The 17,663-nt window shown below is 43.4% G+C and carries 15 protein-coding genes; 12 read left to right on the top strand and 3 right to left on the bottom strand.

Annotation, left to right across the window (positions count from 1 at the left end; genetic code table 11):
- Nucleotides 1-5 precede the first annotated feature (5 nt).
- From ACTUJY_RS10620 to ACTUJY_RS10595, 6 genes are read left to right on the top strand one after another with little or no spacing between them, the layout of a single operon-like run.
- A complete protein-coding gene (locus ACTUJY_RS10620; RefSeq protein ID WP_463616062.1) occupies nt 6-1,031 on the top strand; it encodes an aminoglycoside phosphotransferase family protein in 1,026 nt (341 codons plus the stop codon).
- A 5-nt stretch (nt 1,032-1,036) separates the two neighbouring features.
- Nucleotides 1,037-1,705, top strand: a complete 669-nt coding sequence (murU, locus tag ACTUJY_RS10615; RefSeq protein ID WP_463616165.1) for an N-acetylmuramate alpha-1-phosphate uridylyltransferase MurU — start codon at nt 1,037-1,039, stop codon at nt 1,703-1,705.
- Nucleotides 1,702-2,523, top strand: a complete 822-nt coding sequence (djlA, locus tag ACTUJY_RS10610; protein ID WP_463616061.1) for a co-chaperone DjlA — start codon at nt 1,702-1,704, stop codon at nt 2,521-2,523. Before murU ends, djlA begins: the two co-directional genes overlap by 4 nt.
- The gene (locus ACTUJY_RS10605; protein ID WP_463616060.1) at nt 2,520-3,086 is read left to right on the top strand and encodes an acyloxyacyl hydrolase; all 567 of its coding nucleotides are present in this window, start codon (nt 2,520-2,522) and stop codon (nt 3,084-3,086) included. Before djlA ends, ACTUJY_RS10605 begins: the two co-directional genes overlap by 4 nt.
- Before the next feature lie 13 nt (nt 3,087-3,099).
- Nucleotides 3,100-3,729 carry a dUTP diphosphatase gene (locus ACTUJY_RS10600; RefSeq protein ID WP_463616059.1) on the top strand — a complete coding sequence of 210 codons (630 nt, stop codon included), beginning with the start codon at nt 3,100-3,102 and terminating at the stop codon, nt 3,727-3,729.
- 42 nt (nt 3,730-3,771) lie between these two features.
- Nucleotides 3,772-4,206, top strand: a complete 435-nt coding sequence (locus ACTUJY_RS10595) for a hypothetical protein (RefSeq protein ID WP_463616058.1) — start codon at nt 3,772-3,774, stop codon at nt 4,204-4,206.
- Nucleotides 4,207-4,239: 33 nt separating this feature from the next.
- On the opposite strand, the gene ACTUJY_RS10590 is transcribed toward ACTUJY_RS10595, so the two are convergent.
- Nucleotides 4,240-5,259, bottom strand: a complete 1,020-nt coding sequence (locus ACTUJY_RS10590) for an alpha/beta fold hydrolase (RefSeq protein WP_463616057.1) — start codon at nt 5,257-5,259, stop codon at nt 4,240-4,242.
- Nucleotides 5,260-5,420: 161 nt separating this feature from the next.
- Here ACTUJY_RS10590 and ACTUJY_RS10585 point away from each other — a divergent pair, with 161 nt between their 5' ends.
- On the top strand, nt 5,421-7,550 hold the full coding sequence (locus ACTUJY_RS10585) for a winged helix-turn-helix domain-containing protein (protein WP_463616056.1): 2,130 nt from the start codon (nt 5,421-5,423) through the stop codon (nt 7,548-7,550).
- 239 nt (nt 7,551-7,789) lie between these two features.
- Nucleotides 7,790-9,937, top strand: coding sequence for a metallophosphoesterase family protein (locus ACTUJY_RS10580; RefSeq protein WP_463616055.1), 2,148 nt, complete (start codon nt 7,790-7,792; stop codon nt 9,935-9,937).
- 151 nt (nt 9,938-10,088) lie between these two features.
- On the opposite strand, the gene ACTUJY_RS10575 is transcribed toward ACTUJY_RS10580, so the two are convergent.
- Nucleotides 10,089-11,714 carry a methyl-accepting chemotaxis protein gene (locus ACTUJY_RS10575; RefSeq protein WP_463616054.1) on the bottom strand — a complete coding sequence of 542 codons (1,626 nt, stop codon included), beginning with the start codon at nt 11,712-11,714 and terminating at the stop codon, nt 10,089-10,091.
- Nucleotides 11,715-11,829: 115 nt separating this feature from the next.
- On the opposite strand from ACTUJY_RS10575, the gene ACTUJY_RS10570 reads away from it, so the two are divergent.
- A complete protein-coding gene (locus ACTUJY_RS10570; RefSeq protein ID WP_463616053.1) occupies nt 11,830-12,579 on the top strand; it encodes an SIR2 family NAD-dependent protein deacylase in 750 nt (249 codons plus the stop codon).
- Between the two features lie 2 nt (nt 12,580-12,581).
- On the opposite strand, the gene ACTUJY_RS10565 is transcribed toward ACTUJY_RS10570, so the two are convergent.
- Nucleotides 12,582-13,841, bottom strand: a complete 1,260-nt coding sequence (locus tag ACTUJY_RS10565; protein WP_463616052.1) for an alpha/beta hydrolase — start codon at nt 13,839-13,841, stop codon at nt 12,582-12,584.
- A gap of 123 nt (nt 13,842-13,964) precedes the next feature.
- Between ACTUJY_RS10565 and ACTUJY_RS10560 the strand changes: the two genes are divergently transcribed.
- The 3 genes from ACTUJY_RS10560 (at nt 13,965) to ACTUJY_RS10550 (ending at nt 17,641) form a co-directional block, all read left to right on the top strand.
- On the top strand, nt 13,965-15,176 hold the full coding sequence (locus ACTUJY_RS10560; protein WP_463616051.1) for an MFS transporter: 1,212 nt from the start codon (nt 13,965-13,967) through the stop codon (nt 15,174-15,176).
- Between the two features lie 58 nt (nt 15,177-15,234).
- Nucleotides 15,235-16,179, top strand: a complete 945-nt coding sequence (locus ACTUJY_RS10555; protein WP_463616050.1) for a DUF4097 family beta strand repeat-containing protein — start codon at nt 15,235-15,237, stop codon at nt 16,177-16,179.
- A gap of 178 nt (nt 16,180-16,357) precedes the next feature.
- Complete coding sequence (locus tag ACTUJY_RS10550) at nt 16,358-17,641, top strand: PilT/PilU family type 4a pilus ATPase (RefSeq protein WP_463616049.1); 1,284 nt, start codon at nt 16,358-16,360, stop codon at nt 17,639-17,641.
- Nucleotides 17,642-17,663: the final 22 nt, after the last annotated feature.

Here is a 17,663-nt window from a genome sequence, read left to right as displayed (position 1 = left end):
ATCCTATGTCCGATCAACGATTAAGTGCATTGACTCAATGGGTAGCACAACAATTAAACCAGCCAGAACAGCCATTGCTTGTGGTGAGTGGTGATGCGAGTTTTCGGCGTTATTTTCGATTACCAGGTGCCAAGGGACGACCCAGTTTGATCGCGGTAGATGCTCCGCCCGATAAAGAACCCATCACTCCGTTTGTTGAGGTCACGCATCTTTTTGCTGCAACAGGCGTTAAGTTACCGCACGTTATCGCAGAAGACGTCAATCAAGGTTTTATGCTGTTGTCCGATTTGGGTGATCGCCTGTTATTAAATCAGTTAACCACGGATAATGCCGATCATTATTACCACTCGGCAATCGACGCGTTAATCCAACTGCAATATGGCTGTCAGCAGCAAGAACATCAGCTGCCTCCTTACGATTATGTACGATTGCATCAGGAAATGGAGCTCTTTCGAGACTGGTTTTTGGTTAAACACTTGCGGATGGATTTGAGTCGTGAGGAACACCAAATGTTGGATCGTTGGTTTGAAAGCTTGTCATCCTCTGCATTGCAACAACCGCAGGTGGTGGTGCACCGTGACTATCACTCTCGTAACTTAATGGTTCAGGACGACGATTCACTCGCCATGATCGACTACCAAGATGCGGTAGTGGGCGCTTACACCTATGATCTGATCAGCTTGCTCAAAGACTGTTACATTCGGTGGCCTCGGGCGTGTCAGTTACGTTGGCTCGATTACTATCAGGAAAAAGCGGCGGACATCGGTTTAATTGGGGTTTCCAGTGAGCAACTGGTGCGTGACTACGACTGGATGGGCATGCAACGTCACATCAAAGTTGCGGGCATTTTCTGTCGCTTGTGCCATCGAGACAGTAAGGCTGCTTATTTGAAAGATATACCGCTTACATTGGGCTATTTAATAGAAGCCATGTCCCTGTATCCAGAAATGGATGAATATCGAGAATGGTGTGAACACCGTCTTGCTCCCGAACTGCGCAAACACCAAATGATGTGGCAGGTGTTCGCGTGAAGGCAATGATCTTGGCAGCGGGTCTCGGTACACGTATGCGACCACTTACCGACACGATACCCAAACCGCTGCTAAAAGCCGGAAGTAAAACTCTCATCGAATACCACATTGAAAATTTGGCTGAACAGGGTTTTAGGCAGTTAGTGATAAATACCGCCTATTTGGGTGAGCAAATTGAGCGGTTTCTTGGTGATGGTGCTCGTTACGGTGTTGACATTGTTTACTCACGAGAGCCGAGTCCATTGGAAACCGGTGGTGCAATAGTGAAAGCGTTACCTCTTTTGGGCTCCGATCCTTTTCTTATCGTTAACGGTGACATCTATTGCGATTATCCTTTTGCCAAATTGCGAAAGCTGAATCCTGAGTTTGCGCATTTAATCTTGGTGGCTAACCCCGAGTTTAAAGCTCAAGGCGACTTTGGTTTAAAGGAAGGAAAGTTAGTGAATCGTGCCGCTGAAACGTTTACTTACGCTGGAATTGGCGTTTATCAACCCAGTGCTTTTAACTCGTACCAGACGGGCGACTCGTTTGCACTGGGCCCTTTGTTGCGTAAACAGGCTGAACGACAAGCCATTAGTGCCGAACTCTATGAGGGATTGTGGATGGATATTGGAACGCCGGAACGATTGGATGCATTACGGAAATATTTAGGTAAAAGGGGAACGGCACAATGAGTTGGTGGGGAAAGGTGATAGGCGGCGCGCTTGGATTTGGCCTCGGTGGTCCACTGGGAGCGGCATTAGGTGCGATGCTCGGCCACAGTTTTGATAAAGGTATGGATAAGGATTTTATCGAATCGCTTGACGCCACCGATCAGGAGCAAATACAAGCTGCCTTTTTTAGTGCGACATTCACACTGATGGGGCGTATGGCAAAAGTTGACGGACGGGTGAGTGAAAGTGAAATTGAAACCGCAAGACGTGTCATGCAACGTATGGGACTTAATGAAGAACTTCGTAAAAGCGCCATCGACTTGTTCGGTCAGGGTAAAGATACTCACTTCGATTGGCGTGGAGGATTAGAGCAATTTGCGGAAATTTGTGGCCGACAACGTAACCTAAAACAGATGTTTCTTGAAATTCAAATTCAAGCAGCGCTCGCCGATGATGAACTGCATCCAAATGAGCATCAATTGTTGCTGGAAATGGCCAAAGTTTTGAAGTTTTCCCGGTTTATTCTCGAACAACTGATTAAAATGGTGCAGGCACAGCAATACTTTTATCAACAACAGGCAGGCGGCTATTATCAAGGAGCCGGTGAAGAACCCGACACCGGAGCTTCTTTGGTACAAGCTTATCAATTGTTGGGCGTTGATGAAAATTCGTCCAATGCCGACGTAAAAAAGGCTTACCGTCGACTGATGGCGCAGCACCATCCTGATAAACTGGTGGCCAAAGGGTTACCCGAAGAAATGATCAAAGTCGCAACTGAAAAAACGCAGGAAATCAAAATGGCCTATGAGACCATAATGCAAACGCGAGGCAAAAAATGAGTCAGTTATTACGCGTAACGTTTTTTTTATTTTTATTCGTAGGGTTGCCGCTACAAGCCAAAGATGGTTGGTTAGTTATGGCCGGTGTTGGCATGGACGATACGCTCATCCAGTCGGGTGACACCACTGCGGCCAATGCCACTGGAATGGGGTGGCGGTCGGATCTCAATGCGTACTGGGATCATGGTTTGTTCGGCTACGGTCGCGTATATCTAAACAGCGAATGGTTTGTATTGGAGGAAGAGCATCAAGGGCAAATGGACACATTAAATATTTATGCATTGAAGCCTACCATTCGTTTTTTCGCGGATGAAACTTACAGCAGTCGCTTTTATTACGAGATGGCTTTAGGTGTGGCTTATTTTGATCAAAGAGGATTAGCCGATCTATCCGTGCCAACACACTTTAATTTTGCCATGCATTTTGCTGCCGGTACTTTCCTCGATGATGCCCGCCAATGGGATCTTTCCCTAAGGTATAACCACTACTCCAACGGTTATTTTGACCAACCTAATCCTGGGCTCGACTTTGCGTCACTGGTTTTAAATTATGTTTTTCCATAAAGGTTTTTAAGTAATGACAACACAACAATCACAGATCCAGCAATTGGCGATCATGCTGGAAATGCAAGACGCCATGAATAAGAAAGTACACAGTGACTGGTTCGATAAGAATTTTGAATGGTATCGCGCTATTTGGATTGAGTGCGGCGAAATGCTCGATCATTACGGTTGGAAATGGTGGAAGCATCAATCACCGGATTTGGAGCAGGTGAAGTTGGAGCTGGTGGATATTTTTCATTTTGGCTTAAGTTGCCGTATCAATGGTAAAGATGATTATCAAACCATCGCACAACAATTGGCGGAGGAAATGTCGCAGCCTCAAACCCAAAAAACATTTCGCGAAACATTAGAGCGGCTTGCTGCTGGGGCACTAACGACACAGGGTTTTGATGCGAAAGCGTTTGCTGGTTGCATGCAACAAATTGAAATGGATTTTGTTGAACTATACAAGAATTACGTGGGTAAAAATACGTTGAACTTTTTCCGTCAAGATCATGGCTATAAAGAAGGCAGTTACATTAAAAACTGGCATGGAAAAGAAGACAACGAACACTTGGTTGAAATTTTAAATACGTTAGATACTGAACACTCCGAGTTTCGCGAGCAGGTTTATCAAGGATTACAAAATCGTTACCCCGCGTAAAGTTATTGAGGTTAGCTTCATAAAGTCGACGTAAGGTTTTTTATGAAAGTCATGTGGATTGTTTTATCGATCGTTGCGGTAACTGTTCTTGGTGCGATTATCGCAGGTTACCTTTGGTGGAGCAGTCAACAGGACGTTATTGCCGAAAAAGTCGATGCTGCCGGAAAGCACGCGCTGCAAATTGCCGCCACAGGTGATAGCGTGGCGTGTGTTGATGCAGTTAAACAACGAATAAAAGAGTGCGACGATTTTAGCTGTCAAATTGCCGACCGCGTGTTTATTAATGAATGTTTAATCAATGCACCAGTGACGGAACATTTTTGCAAGGACGTACCTAAGGAGGGATCGATTGTGGCCACCGCTCAATGGGCGATGAAGCAGTGTAAGGATATGAGTGAGGCGCTTAATGCATGTGTTCAAGTGTTGTCGGGTGTTCCTGAATTTTGCGAACACCGCGACTCGTTGCAGATGAAATAACAGCCAGTTCGTCAATGAAAAATCATTGTGTTGTTATTGAAGTAGTGCCAAACTTGTTTCAATCAAATCAATATTAAACAAGGGCGCTAAGTGGTCTTGAGAAGAGAGCGCAATATGGCATCCCTTAATCGAATTGTCTGCTAGATACTGAAACCATTGATTACCTTCTTCATGCCACTGGATTATCGATTGCTTTTCCAATTCGTCTTCTATATTTGCTAGATACGACAGTTCAAAGTCGGTATTAATGATAACCAATGGTAAGCTGGAGGGGAGTGGCGACAAAAACGCAGTATCCAGGTCGTTTCCATAAACTGAAACTTGATTGATTTTATTTTGCTGTCTGGATATGCGCTTTCGAGTTTTTAGGATTGCATTTAGATACGCCCAATCGGTATGGGCTTTTTGCGCTTTACTCACTAACGATTTGACGTGTTTCTTTTCCAACTTGACGATTTCTTTAGTACGCTCGGTGTAACCTCCCTCTGCGATGTAATCGTTCCACTCACTATTGTAAGTCATCCATCCTTGCGGTATTCCGGACTTGTAGAAGTTGATGCCATATTCTGTTAACACATCAGGGTCAATCAATACCGCGCCCTTAACACGACCTTGATCGCCATAACGATCCATGTAGTGATGCAACGTCAAACTTGCACTGGCAAACGCGATAAAAGTGACCGAGTGAACACTGAGCTTTTCCAAAGCAATGTTTAAATCATCTGCAAATTGTATGTAGTTTGAGTCGGTACGATAAATTTCGCTCCAAGCATTTCCAGCACGATCAATGGCAATGACGCGATTGTGTTGACTCAGTTGCGGCAATAACATTGCAAACCAAGCGGAGTCGCTGTGCCAATAGTCGGTTGGTCCTGATAAAAGCACTATCGCTTCACTTCGACTCAGGTCTCCTCTTTGGTTAATATGTAACGATCGCTCTCCAACAGACAGCATTTCACTGTACTGTGGCAATGGAGGAAGCTGTTCAGCTTTTATCCAAAAGGGAAATAAAAAACATATGATGAGTGAATACGTTGCAAAACTTGATTTCATGACATTTCCTTGGTTTATGGTTTGTATTGAGGAAACACATTTCAAGGCAACGTGAATTTTATAGCCATAAGGCTTTTATGATGAAAGTGTGATTACAAAGTGATTACTATAGAAATCAAAGATTTATCGGGCTTTTGATAAAAAGTGAATTTGAGTCGTCCATGAATTTTCAAGAAGAATATAAAATAGCCAACATGATTGTTTCTCAAGAACGCAGTCTTATTTTTATCGATGGCAATGAAATAAAAGCGGAGCCACTCATTGTGACGCTGCTTTGTTATTTTATCCATGAGTTGGATTCGGTTGTCAGTCGTCAAGAATTACTGAAAAACGTTTGGCAAGGGAAAGTGGTTTCTGATAATGCGGTGAATCGTTCGATCTCGCAGTTAAGAAAATTAATTGAAACAGCTGATGTCGAATTGCAAACCGTACCCAGAAAAGGTTATTTACTGAAAACGGTAAAACCCAATAGAGCGCCACTATCGGGCAGTCATTTTGCGGCGAATCAAGTAACTGACCACGACGTTTCAAAGCCGAACAAGACTGAATTACAGACAAAGACTTTTTCCCATCTTGTGATAATCTTTTGGAGTGGACTAGTACTTCTAGTAATAATTGTTTCAGTCATTCATCTGATCGGTGAAGAAAAACAGCATTTTTCACTGCGGCCATTTGAAGTATCATCTGTAACGGATTTTCCAGGTATGGAATTGGAGCCTCAAAGTTCACCTGATGGTCAATCCATAGTATTTGTACGCCGTAATGCAGCGGACGAAAACAGCCATTTGTATTTGCAACACTTGGGCTCAAATCGTTTAGTCCAGCTCACTTTTTCCTCAAGTGACAACTTTCATCCTGTCTGGTCTCCTAGTGGTAAAGCAATTGCTTTTGTTCGGTGGGATAACCGTCATTCAAGGCGATGCAGTATTCATCGAATTACTCTTACAAATGAACTGACTGTTGACGTGGAAGAAAAACTATTGGAGTGTGGTACACGTGCTAATACCTATTTAGCCTGGGGTGCAGACGAACAAACGCTTTACTTTTCTTCCCGAAAAAGTGTCGATGAACCTTACGCAGTTTTTCGACACTCTATTAGAACAAACAACACCGACCAAGTTTCCTTGCCCAATCAAAAGGGAAATTTACTTGGCGATTACTTTCTTGCCAGCCATATCAATCACAATGACTTGGTTGTATTACGTTATCTTTCCGAACAGAGTAGTTTGGTCCTTGTATACGATAAAGTAAATGGTATTAAAAAAAGCGAATTTGTACTGCCTTTTTATGCTAAGTCTTTCAGTTGGAATTATGGCGGTGATCGAGTGCTGTTTTTGAATAACAATCAGCTGGTTGCTTTCAATTTGAAAGGTGAACGAATAGCGCATTTGGCAACGATGGGCGATTTTTCGAGATTAAGTCCATTGACTCCTTTTGAGTTTCTTGCCTCGAAAGGTAGTGTTCATGTGAATTTATTTCAGTATCAGCTAGAGCAAGAAAAGTGGTTGTTTCAAGAACAAATGACACATTCCACACAATTGAACTTTTTACCTCGAATTTCCTCGGCGTCGAATATCGCTTACCTGTCCAATAAAAAAGGAGAATGGGCTATTTGGGTGAAAAGTGACATGTATAATGACAAAGCGTTAAAACAATTGAGCGATAGCTACACAAATTTTTCTTGGCACCCGACTGGGCGCTCACTTTTGTATAACGAATCGAAAAGTATTTATACATTAGACATAATAACTGGTCAGTCAAGGATGCTTATTGATCAAAATGCCCAAGCCAGTAATGCATCGTTTGATCGCACTGGAAAACGGATTTATTACGCATCAGAAAAGTCAGGCGATTGGCAAATATGGCGCTATGACTTAGCCGATCGACAGCACGTTCAGATCACTGAGAATGGCGGCTACAGTGCACGAGAGAGTGTCGACGGAAAGACTCTCTTTTATTCTAGGTTTCATGAAGATGGACTTTGGCAGCTAAATCTTATAACTGGAGAAGACGAACGTATTATTGATGACTTTTCTGTGACTAATTGGGTTAATTGGTATGTGGAATCTAAAGGGATTTATTACGTAGGCGCGGTAAATAACGCTAAGCCAGGAATCATTTTATACGATTATCAAACAAAAGCATCACGACTCTTGTTACCTTTGGATAAAAACTTACTCAATACGTTCACTATCAATTCGACAGAAGACCGAATCGTTATTTCTGCCATTACTGAACGCAAGGCTGACCTGGTACGCATTCGATTTTATCAAAAAGATTTCACATACTGACTTTCGGAATTTTTAAGCGAGCTTTTGTTAGACGTCATCTTAAAAGGCATATTTGAGATGACTGCTCGTCGTAGGAATACAAGTCCTGAAAACAAATTCTCTCAATTAAAAAGGTTACGTCGGTGAGCCTAGGTTACTGATTTGAGATATACCTGTCCTTTTTCTGGTTTTATTCTAAAGTTCATAGTCTTCGATCTATCTTAACAATATCAAAGTTGTATTTTAATTGGAGATATGGAATGACAAGATACTTTTTTTATCTGTTTGGTGGTTTTTTATTCTTGGCAAGTTTTACTGTGCAAAGCTTTCAAGGAATGGAGAGCATTGCAATTCTTCCAGATACCCAATATTACTCGCTAAGAGATCCATTAACCTATAAAAAACAAACACAATGGATCGCCGACAACCAATACAGCAAGTCAATAAAAATGGTCATTCATTTAGGCGATATTACTCACGATAATACCCTACCGGAATGGGAAGCGGCTTTTAATGCTCACCAAATACTGGATAACCACAATATTCGATACACGGTGTTGCCTGGGAACCATGATAATCCAAATAGTGGTAAAAAAAGAGACACCACGCGTTACAATCAATTTTTTGGTGTTGATCATTTTTTAGGAAAAAACTGGTGGGGGCATAAAGGCGACAATGCCGATAATAATTTTGGCCTCTTTACGATCGCAGGACAGGAGTATATGGTCGTGAACTTAGAGTTTGCTCCCAGAAAAGAGGCGCTCTGTTGGGCGAACAATGTGATCAAGGCTAACCCCAACAAACATATACTTATTGCTACACATTGCTATCAAAACCGTGGAGGAGAACATCATACCAATTGTGCGTCAAAGTACGGGTTAACAGGCAGCAATGGAGAAGTTGTTTGGAACGAACTTTCAAGCCGTCACAGCAATGTTCGTATGGTCTTGTCTGGCCATACGGGTGCTTCAGAAATTAAAAAGCGAGTTGGCTATTTTGGAAACGATGTGCAGGAAATATTAACCGACTATCAGTTTGAGAAGCGCAATGGAGAGAGCCACGGAAATGGTTGGATGCGATTACTTGAGTTCGATTTAATAAATGAAAAAGTGAGTGCTCGAACTTTTAGTGTGTTAGAAGATGTAACGTCATTTAATCAAGAATACTATTCATTGGATCCAAATGATGTTCAACATCAATTTTCATTTGACTTTCCTCTTTCGTTGCCGCCTTATCAGTACAAGGAATCATTAACAACATTCAATGATTTTACTGTTAATACGATTGCATCGGGTCAACAAAAAATGCCTTCCATTAGCAGTGATAAGCTCGGCCAATTTATTATCGTTTGGCAAGATGACAAAAATCAAAATGGTAAGTTTGAAATAGTGAGTCGGCAGTTTTCTCACGATGGTTGTGAAGCCATTCCGCAAAGTACTGTCAATCAAATATCGTCCGGACAACAAGTCAATCCAAGGGTGGCTGTTGCCCGAGATGGTTCCAGTGTTGTTGTGTGGCAAGACGATCGTAATAATAATGGTAAATATGAAATATATGCAGCGGGTTTTGATCATTTAGGGCATCGCACTTTCAGCGAATTTGTGGTTAATCAAGTTTCTTCTGGTCAGCAGCTAAACCCCCAAGTTGCGATGGATGATGTCGGTAACTTTTCCGTTGTTTGGGAAGATGATCAAGATGGTAATGGAAAGTATCAAATTTTATTGGCAGGATTTAATGACAAAGGTTTAAGAGTTCACAATGATAAAACGGTGAATCAAAAAGGAGCTGGTCAGCAAAAAAAACCTGCGATTGCAATGGACAATAATGGAAGGCGTTACGTCACCTTTGAAGACGACAACGACGGCAACGGTTACTATCAGATTTACGCTTCTGGATTTAACTATTATGGGCATCGACTCTTTAATGATTTTACCGTGAATCAAAAAGGTGCAGGTCAACAATTCGCACCGCGTATAGCATCCAGTTCTAGCGGGGATATTGTGATAACCTGGCAAGACGATAATGATAAAAATGGTGTCTACCAAATTTACGCAGCCGGTTTTAATGCACAAGGAATAAGACGTTTTAATGATATCGTTGTTAATCGTGAAAGTTCAGGGCAACAAGTCAAACCGGATATTGCAGCGGACAGTCAGGGGAATTTTGTGATTGTTTGGGAAGATGATAAAGACAAGAATGGCATGTATCAGATTTATATGGCGGGTTTTTATTCAAATGGTATTCGACATTTAAACGATCGAACGGTCAACTACAATGCAAATGGCCAACAGCGATATCCAGCGGTCACCTTGAGTGATAATGGACAAGTAATTACTGTGTGGCAAGATGATTTAGACAATAACGGCTTTTATCAAATATTAACCAATAGTTTTCAAATAAATTGGTAATGCAATTATTTCAATAGTTATCCTAAAAGACTTATTGTCATATTGCCCGTTTACTTATCGGTTTGGTCTTAATGCCGATGAGGATGAAATCAATATCGACATGGTAACTGAACATTAAGCTCACGGGCTAAAACTCGAATGAAAGTAGCAACTACACTTTAATTTTTGATGTAATGGTGTTGAGTTCTTCGGCCATTTCCGCCAAGGAGTGAGCCAGCTCGTTGAATTGACGCACATTGGAATGTATTTCATTCGTTGCAGTTGAAATTTCATTAATATTTTTACTGATATCTTCCGATACCGTTGTTTGCTCTTCAGCAGCGGTGGCAATTTGTGTATTCATTAAATGAATTTCATTAACCGCGGATGTAATTTCATCGAGCGACGCACCCGCTGCATTCGCTTGTTCGACACAGGTCGATGTCGACTCACTGCCTTGTTCCATCGCTGCAACAGCGTCTTTGGCTCCGGTTTGAACGTTTTCTATAATTTGCTGAATTTCCGCAGTGGATTCCTGAGTACGTTGCGCTAAGTTTCGCACTTCGTCTGCAACCACTGCAAAGCCACGCCCTTGTTCGCCCGCGCGAGCCGCTTCGATGGCCGCATTCAAAGCAAGTAAATTGGTTTGTTCGGCGATTCCCCGAATGACATCGAGCACGGTACCAACGCTGTTGGTATCGTCTTCCAGCTTACGAATGACTTCGGATGCCGCTTTAACTTCATTAGACAGTGAGTTTATGGTTGAGATAGTACTGTGCATCACTTTCAAACCATTTTGAGCCGATGCGTCGGCTTTGGATGCCGATTCGGCGGCCCCGGTGGCGTTTTGAGCGACTTCCTGTACGGTAGAGGTCATCTCAGTAACGGCAGTGGCTGTTTGCTCAATACGAGACGTCGTGGATTGGGTGCTGTGAGCAATTTCGGAAGAGCCACGATTGACCGTGTCGGCATTTTTATTTAACTGCTCGGTGGCTTGCTTAATTTGTGACATTAAAGTGCGCAAAAACTCCTGAGCATTGCCCAATTGTTTGCGCATTTGCCCGAGCTCGTCTTGCGTAGTGACTTCGATGGTACTGGAAAAGTCACCTTGGCCGAAGTGCTCCATATGATTGATTAAGGATTCTAGAGGACGCTTGAATTGATTGTTTAAGACCAGATGCATCAGAGCCAAAAGCACGAAAGTGATTACCAGAATACTCGGAATGGCTAAGGTTACAGCGTTTGAAGCCTGTTCTCGAGCTGCAAGCGCTCTCGATTGTACCGATGCAGCAATGACATCCGCGGCTTTTTGCAGTTGTTGCGTGGGCGCCCGATCAATCCCTTGTACAGCATTATCACCCGCTTTGTGATCGTAATTGTTATTGATAAAGGCGTCGTAGCCTTTTTTATACAGGTTCGACAGCTTTGAATGCGTTTCTGCGAACTCATTGATCAATCGTCCGGCTTCTGTGCCCGATAGTCGGCTAGAAAGCGCCTTTGCTTTTTGCTGTATTTCTTTTTGGCGGTCGAGAAAGCGTTGCCAGTACTTATCTCTGTTTGAGCTGTCGTGGCCGCGTAACAATACGTTTTTCCATTCCTGTACTTGAATTTTAAACAAAGCGACCAATTCCGACGACTGGCGCTCGTAGTCTACCGATTCATTGATTAACTCATTGTAGCTTTCGATGCTGTTGTCGAGTCGACCAACCATAAACAACGACACCAACATTATTATGATTAATGCGAGACTGATAATTCCCAAAATACGGTTGCGTAAGCTTTGAGTAAAAAGCTTCATTGTCCTAAACCTCGTCTTGTTAGTCGTTTTACACAAAGGGTTACGACTGGTTCGCCTTACGATAGAATCAAAGTCGATAATCATTAAGTGTAGGTAATCTTTAGGGATTTGCTAAATGACGAATGCAAATAATGTCCAGCAATTGGCCAGTTGGTTACGAAAATCTAAGCACACTTTGATCATGACCGGAGCTGGCGTTTCTGCCGAAAGTGGGTTGTTAACCTTCCGTGGGCGTGATAACAGCGTGTGGTCGCAATACGATCCGATGATGTTAGCCAGTGCAGATGGCTTTCGTCGCGATCCACAAACTGTATGGAACTGGTATCAATGGCGCCGACAACAGTGTCAGAAAGCGGAGCCTAACGATGCGCACCGAGGAATCGCACGTTTGCAGCAGGAGTTTAACGTGTCGCTGGTCACTCAAAATGTGGATGGTTTGCACCAAATTGCTGGCAGCGAGCGGGTTTATGAGCTACATGGGCAGCTCATGGAAAACCGCTGTTTTTCAGAATCGTGTCACTATCGTCGGACAGTTGAAGATGTACAGGCTCCTTTAACCTTGTGTCCGCAATGCGAAAACGATTATTTGCGACCGGCCGTGGTCTGGTTTGGTGAAAGTTTGGATCCAGTCGTGATTGAGCAGGTTGAGCATGAAGCCCAGCGGTGTGAGCTGTTTTTATCGGTAGGAACGTCTTCGCAGGTGTATCCAGCGGCAGGTTTTGCTGCACTGGCTGCCAGTTTTGGCGCTCGCATCGTCGAAATTAATCCGGAAGCAACGCCCTTATCCTCGCAGGCGGATTGGGTCATTGCAGAAAAGGCTGGACCAACGTTTCGTCAATTGCTGGAAGCACTATCGCTGCTTTAGCCTTATTTCAATTCCCATACGGCCCAGCTGGGTAAGCGATATTTTTTCGCCAGAGCTAAGGCTTGTTGATGGTGTTGTGCGGCCTTTTGCTGCAGGCCTTGCATTTCCAGACTCAAACTCATTTGATGATGCCACCCTACGTGTTGACGACTTTGTTCCGGCAATTGTTGTAACAACGTTTGTGCCTTGTCGGGTTGATTGGTTTTATTAAAACCTTCGGCTATTCGAACTGTTATTTCGGTAACTGAAAACGGAAAGTCTTTGCTCATGCGTTTTAATATCGAGTCAACTTGATTCGTTTGTTTTGAGGCAAAAATATAGCGGGCAAACTGATAAGCTTGCAGCCATTCAAATCGAAAGCCGTTCCAACCTTTTTTCTTGTCATAAAAGTGGTCCAATACGTGTTGATACTCGCCAAGCGCCTGCAGTTGTCCAGCATCCTTATGAAAATCCGGAAACAAAAATTGCAATGCATCGTACAAAGCGGGTAAAGCCGTCGAGAAATGCGTTTCGTCGGGATACGTTTTAAACTCCCAGCGCCAGCTTGTGGGTAACTTTTTTTCAAAAAGTGTTGCTAGAGGTTTCACGCCCATTTGTTGTTCATTGGCAACCGACAAAAACAAAGGGGGGTGTTGTGTGGGCTTCGACTCCAAGTAGGTTTTCAGCTTTTCTTGCAATTGAAAATTGTCGTACCAGGCGCTTGGGCTCATGGCTAAATACGCATTGAATGGGGTGTTGTCTTGCATCATGGCGTAAAGGCTGAACAGCGCTCCCAGTGAATAACCTGCCAATGCTCGATTTTGATTGGTGCGAAAAGAATTTTCGATTTCAGGTACCAGCTCAGATTGAATATATTGACGAAAAATGTCTGCTCCACCAAACGCAGGGTCCGGGTCGTTGCCGCTAATCCAGGTGGTATGATATACGTAATCGTCTTGTCCCTGGTTGGCAATACCCACTACGATCATCGGTGGAATTTTACCCATTCGGGCCAAGTGATTCACAATGGACGACACATGCTGAAACTGAAAATCAGCATCGATCACGTAAAGCGTTGGATAACGACGTTCGCTTGCGTAATAAAACTCGGGTAATGACACCATAAAGCGACGTTGTTGCTGAAGTCTTTTTGAGTGGTGTTGGTATTGATGGCCACTGATGATTGCAATTTTATTTTTGCCAGTTGCTTTATTGGCGGGTGATGAAAGGCTGAAAGCTGCAATGGTTAAGGTAATTAAAAAACGATTGCATAAAGCAAGCATTGGCGGATCCAGATGATGTTATCAGTGTGTTTTTAGTTACCTTACCATATTTCTAATGAGAAACTCTAAATCATTCCTATCCAGTATATAATACGCATCCGTTAAATTTATTGATTCGCATTTGTGAACTACTTGACTTTTATTCGACAAAATTATCGCTTCCTCAGTTTTGGTTTGCTGTTGGTATTTGTTGGAAACTATGGACAAACCTTTTTCATTTCGGTTTTTGGCGGTGTTTGGCGCGATACTTTTAACTTATCGCACACCGAATACAGCAGCTACTATTCTCTTGCTACCTTAATCAGCGGTTTTGCATTGATGTTAATTGGTGGCAAGCTGGATACCAGTTCGTTGCGTCATTTTACGATCTGGGTTTTGGTAGGCACGTTTGTAGCATCACTGGTTCTTGCTCTAGCCTGGCATCCGTATATGTTATTTGTCGGTTTCTTGTTGATCCGCTTTTGCGGTCAGGGCTTAACAGGTCATACGGCTTATACATCAATGGCTCGATATTTTGATAAAAATCGTGGTAAAGCGATCAGTATCGCAGCGATGGGAATGCCACTCGGTGAATTACTCATGCCTTTAATCGCAGCGTTTACGATTGAAGTGTTTGGCTGGCGTGAAACCTGGTGGGGATTAGCGCTGTTAATCATTGCGGTATTTCTTCCAGCGTTATTATGGAGCCTGGGTGATGAGCGTTGTCAGCGACCGGTAAACAACTCTGAAAATCCACAACCGGTGGATGAATCACAAAAACAGTGGCGTCGCGCGGAAGTGGTTGTTGATGGCCGTTTTTGGTTAGCGATTCCGGTGATTTTGTCGCCAGCCATGTTGATCACCGGATTGTTTTTTCATCAGGTATTTTGGGCCGAGAGTCGGCATTGGTCGCTTCCGGAGTTGGCATCCAATATGATTCTGTACGCAATAACACACGCTTTAGGTTCGCTATTTACGGGATCGTTGGTCGATCGATGGGGCGCACGACGTGTACTGCGTTTCTATTTATTGCCTTTAATGCTAGGTATCGCCTGTTTGCAGATTGCTTCTATTTGGGGCTGGACGGCATTTATGCTATTGGCGGGGTGGTCGGTTGGTGCCAGTGGGCCGACGGTGGGCGCTTTGTGGCCAGAAGTGTACGGCACACGACATCTTGGTAGTATCCGTGCTCTGGTCAGTGCATTGATGGTGTTATCTACGGCGATCGCCCCGGTGGTTTTAGGTGTGATGATCGATATGAAATATTCGGTTGATCAAATTATGACTTCACTGTTGGTTTACATGGTGGTGGCTTTTTTGATTTGCCAGCGTTTGTATCGATCAGATAAGAATTAAACCATTTACAAGAAGTTAACGTCCTAACAGACAAATCTCAACTCAAGGAGTTTATTCTGTGAAACACAAAACAAAATGTTGGTTGTCCGTTTTAGGTTTATTGATGGTCAGTGCTGTCTCGCTGCAGGTTAGGGCCGATCAGACGATTGAAAAGTCCTTTGATCTTGAGCCGGGTGGTGTGTTGAAACTGGACACCGATCTGGGATCGATCGATGTAGATACGCATAAACAGCCAAAAGTTAATGTTACCGTCGAAATTGATGGTTTGGATAAAGGTGAGTTTGATGTCGAATTTGCGGTTGGTAAAAACAAACTGACCATTGAAGGTAAAAAGAACAACGGTCACTGGGGCTGGGGCTCTCGCCGGGTGCATTTTGAGATTAGAGTTCCGGAAAACTTTAATCTCGATATGCGCACTTCCGGTGGTTCGATTCGAGTGAAAGATTTGCAAGGCTATGTTGATGTGAACACTTCGGGTGGGAGCCTCTCGTTTAGCAACATTGTGGGTAACATCGATGGTCATACTTCGGGTGGCTCCATTACAGTAGATGGTGCAAAAGGTAATGTTAAAGTACGCACCAGTGGGGGCTCGCTGAGATTGGGTGACATTGATGGTGATGTTTCGGGTCGGACTTCCGGTGGTAGTATCAGCCTTGGCATTATTTCGGGTGAAACCGATGTAGCAACCTCGGGCGGCAGTATCCGCATTGAAGAAGCGGGGGGGAAGGTACGTGCCAAAACCTCTGGTGGCAGTGTTGATATCACAATGACCAAACAGCCTAAAGGAGACTCGGAAATATCGACCAGCGGTGGCAGCATTACTGCGACGTTAGCGGAAGATATTGCAGTCAACTTATACGCTCGTGGCCACAAAATCCGCAGTGACTTTGCGGTTAACGGCGAAAAGTCTGCAAAGTATAAGTTGAAAGGCCCTATCAACGGTGGCGGTCCCGAACTGGAGCTGCAAACCAGTGCTGGTAATGTTTATATAGAGAAGAAATAATATTCAGTAACGAGTCTCGAGTTACGAGTTTCGAGTAAAAGCCAACGAGTTTAACTTGATAGGAGGAAATGGATTTCATAGTTTTCTCGCAACTCGCAACTCGCAACTCGCTTCGACTTGCCAATCAACCAGCCTGTTCTAAGCTTTTAGCCATGACCCTTTTATTTGGTGAGGCAGCATGGAACTGACCGACTATCTCAAAATTTTGGCTGGTAAAGACGGCTCCGACTTATATTTCAGTACCGGGGCTCCGGCATGTGGTAAATTTCAGGGCATATTAAAGCCATTGGAGCGCGACCCACTGACTCAAGCGCGAATCAGCGAAATTGCAAATCAAATCATGAGTGATGATCAGCAAGAGGAGTTTGATCGGTTACTGGAAATGAACCTTGCGATTTCTGAAAAAGGAGTGGGACGATTTCGGGTTAATATTTTTAAGCAACGAAATGACGTTGCTATGGTTATCCGAAATATTAAAACAGAAATTCCAAATTATAAAAACCTGGGATTACCCGAAGTTCTAACCAAAGTCATTATGGAAAAGCGCGGATTAATTCTGTTTGTTGGTGGTACTGGATCGGGTAAATCGACGTCACTTGCGGCATTAATTGATTATCGAAACAGTAACGCTAAAGAAGGTGGACACATTATCACCATTGAAGATCCCGTTGAGTTTGTGCACCGACATAAGCGTTGTATTGTTAATCAACGGGAAGTGGGTGTTGATACATTGAGCTTTCATGAAGCGCTGAAAAATACTTTACGTCAAGCACCTGATGTGATTTTGATTGGTGAGATCCGGGATCGAGAAACCATGGAACATGCATTAGCTTTCGCAGAAACGGGACACCTAGCTATTTCTACGCTCCATGCCAACAATGCGAATCAGGCGTTAGACCGTATTATCAATTTTTTCCCTGAAGAAAGACGTAATCAATTGCTGAATGACCTTTCATTAAACATTAAAGCATTTGTCTCACAACGTTTGGTACCAACGGTTGATGGAAAACGGTGTGCTGCGATCGAAATTTTATTAGGGTCACCGACCGTGCAGGAACTCATTAAACGAGGAGAAGTCCACGAAATTAAAGAAATTATGGAGAAGTCGCTTAATCTCGGGATGCAAACATTCGATCGTGCGCTTTATAGGCTGTGGGAAGAAGAGCGCATTAGCCTTGAAGAGGCGTTAAAAAATGCAGACTCACCCAATAACTTGCGACTTATGATCAAACTTGCTGGTAAGTCCGAAAATGATGCACCTATGGAGGAAATAAACGCAGAGCAAGTGGAGGTTGATTCTGAGAAAACGGATGCCCCCAAAAAAGAGCCGAGCTCGGTAACCACTTCGTCTGGCTTAACGCTCGAGTTGGAAGCTATTGATGATGGTGAAGAGGATGACGATCTTTCATCTGGAAAAGCTGCGTTTAAAATTGATGACGCGAATGAAAAAGTAGACTCATGATATAGAGCAATGCTTTCAGTGT

Source organism: Pleionea sp. WD8-19 (assembly GCF_055326765.1).
The sequence above is the reverse complement of the archived record's forward strand: the minus strand, read 5'-3'. Positions and strand labels throughout refer to the sequence as shown.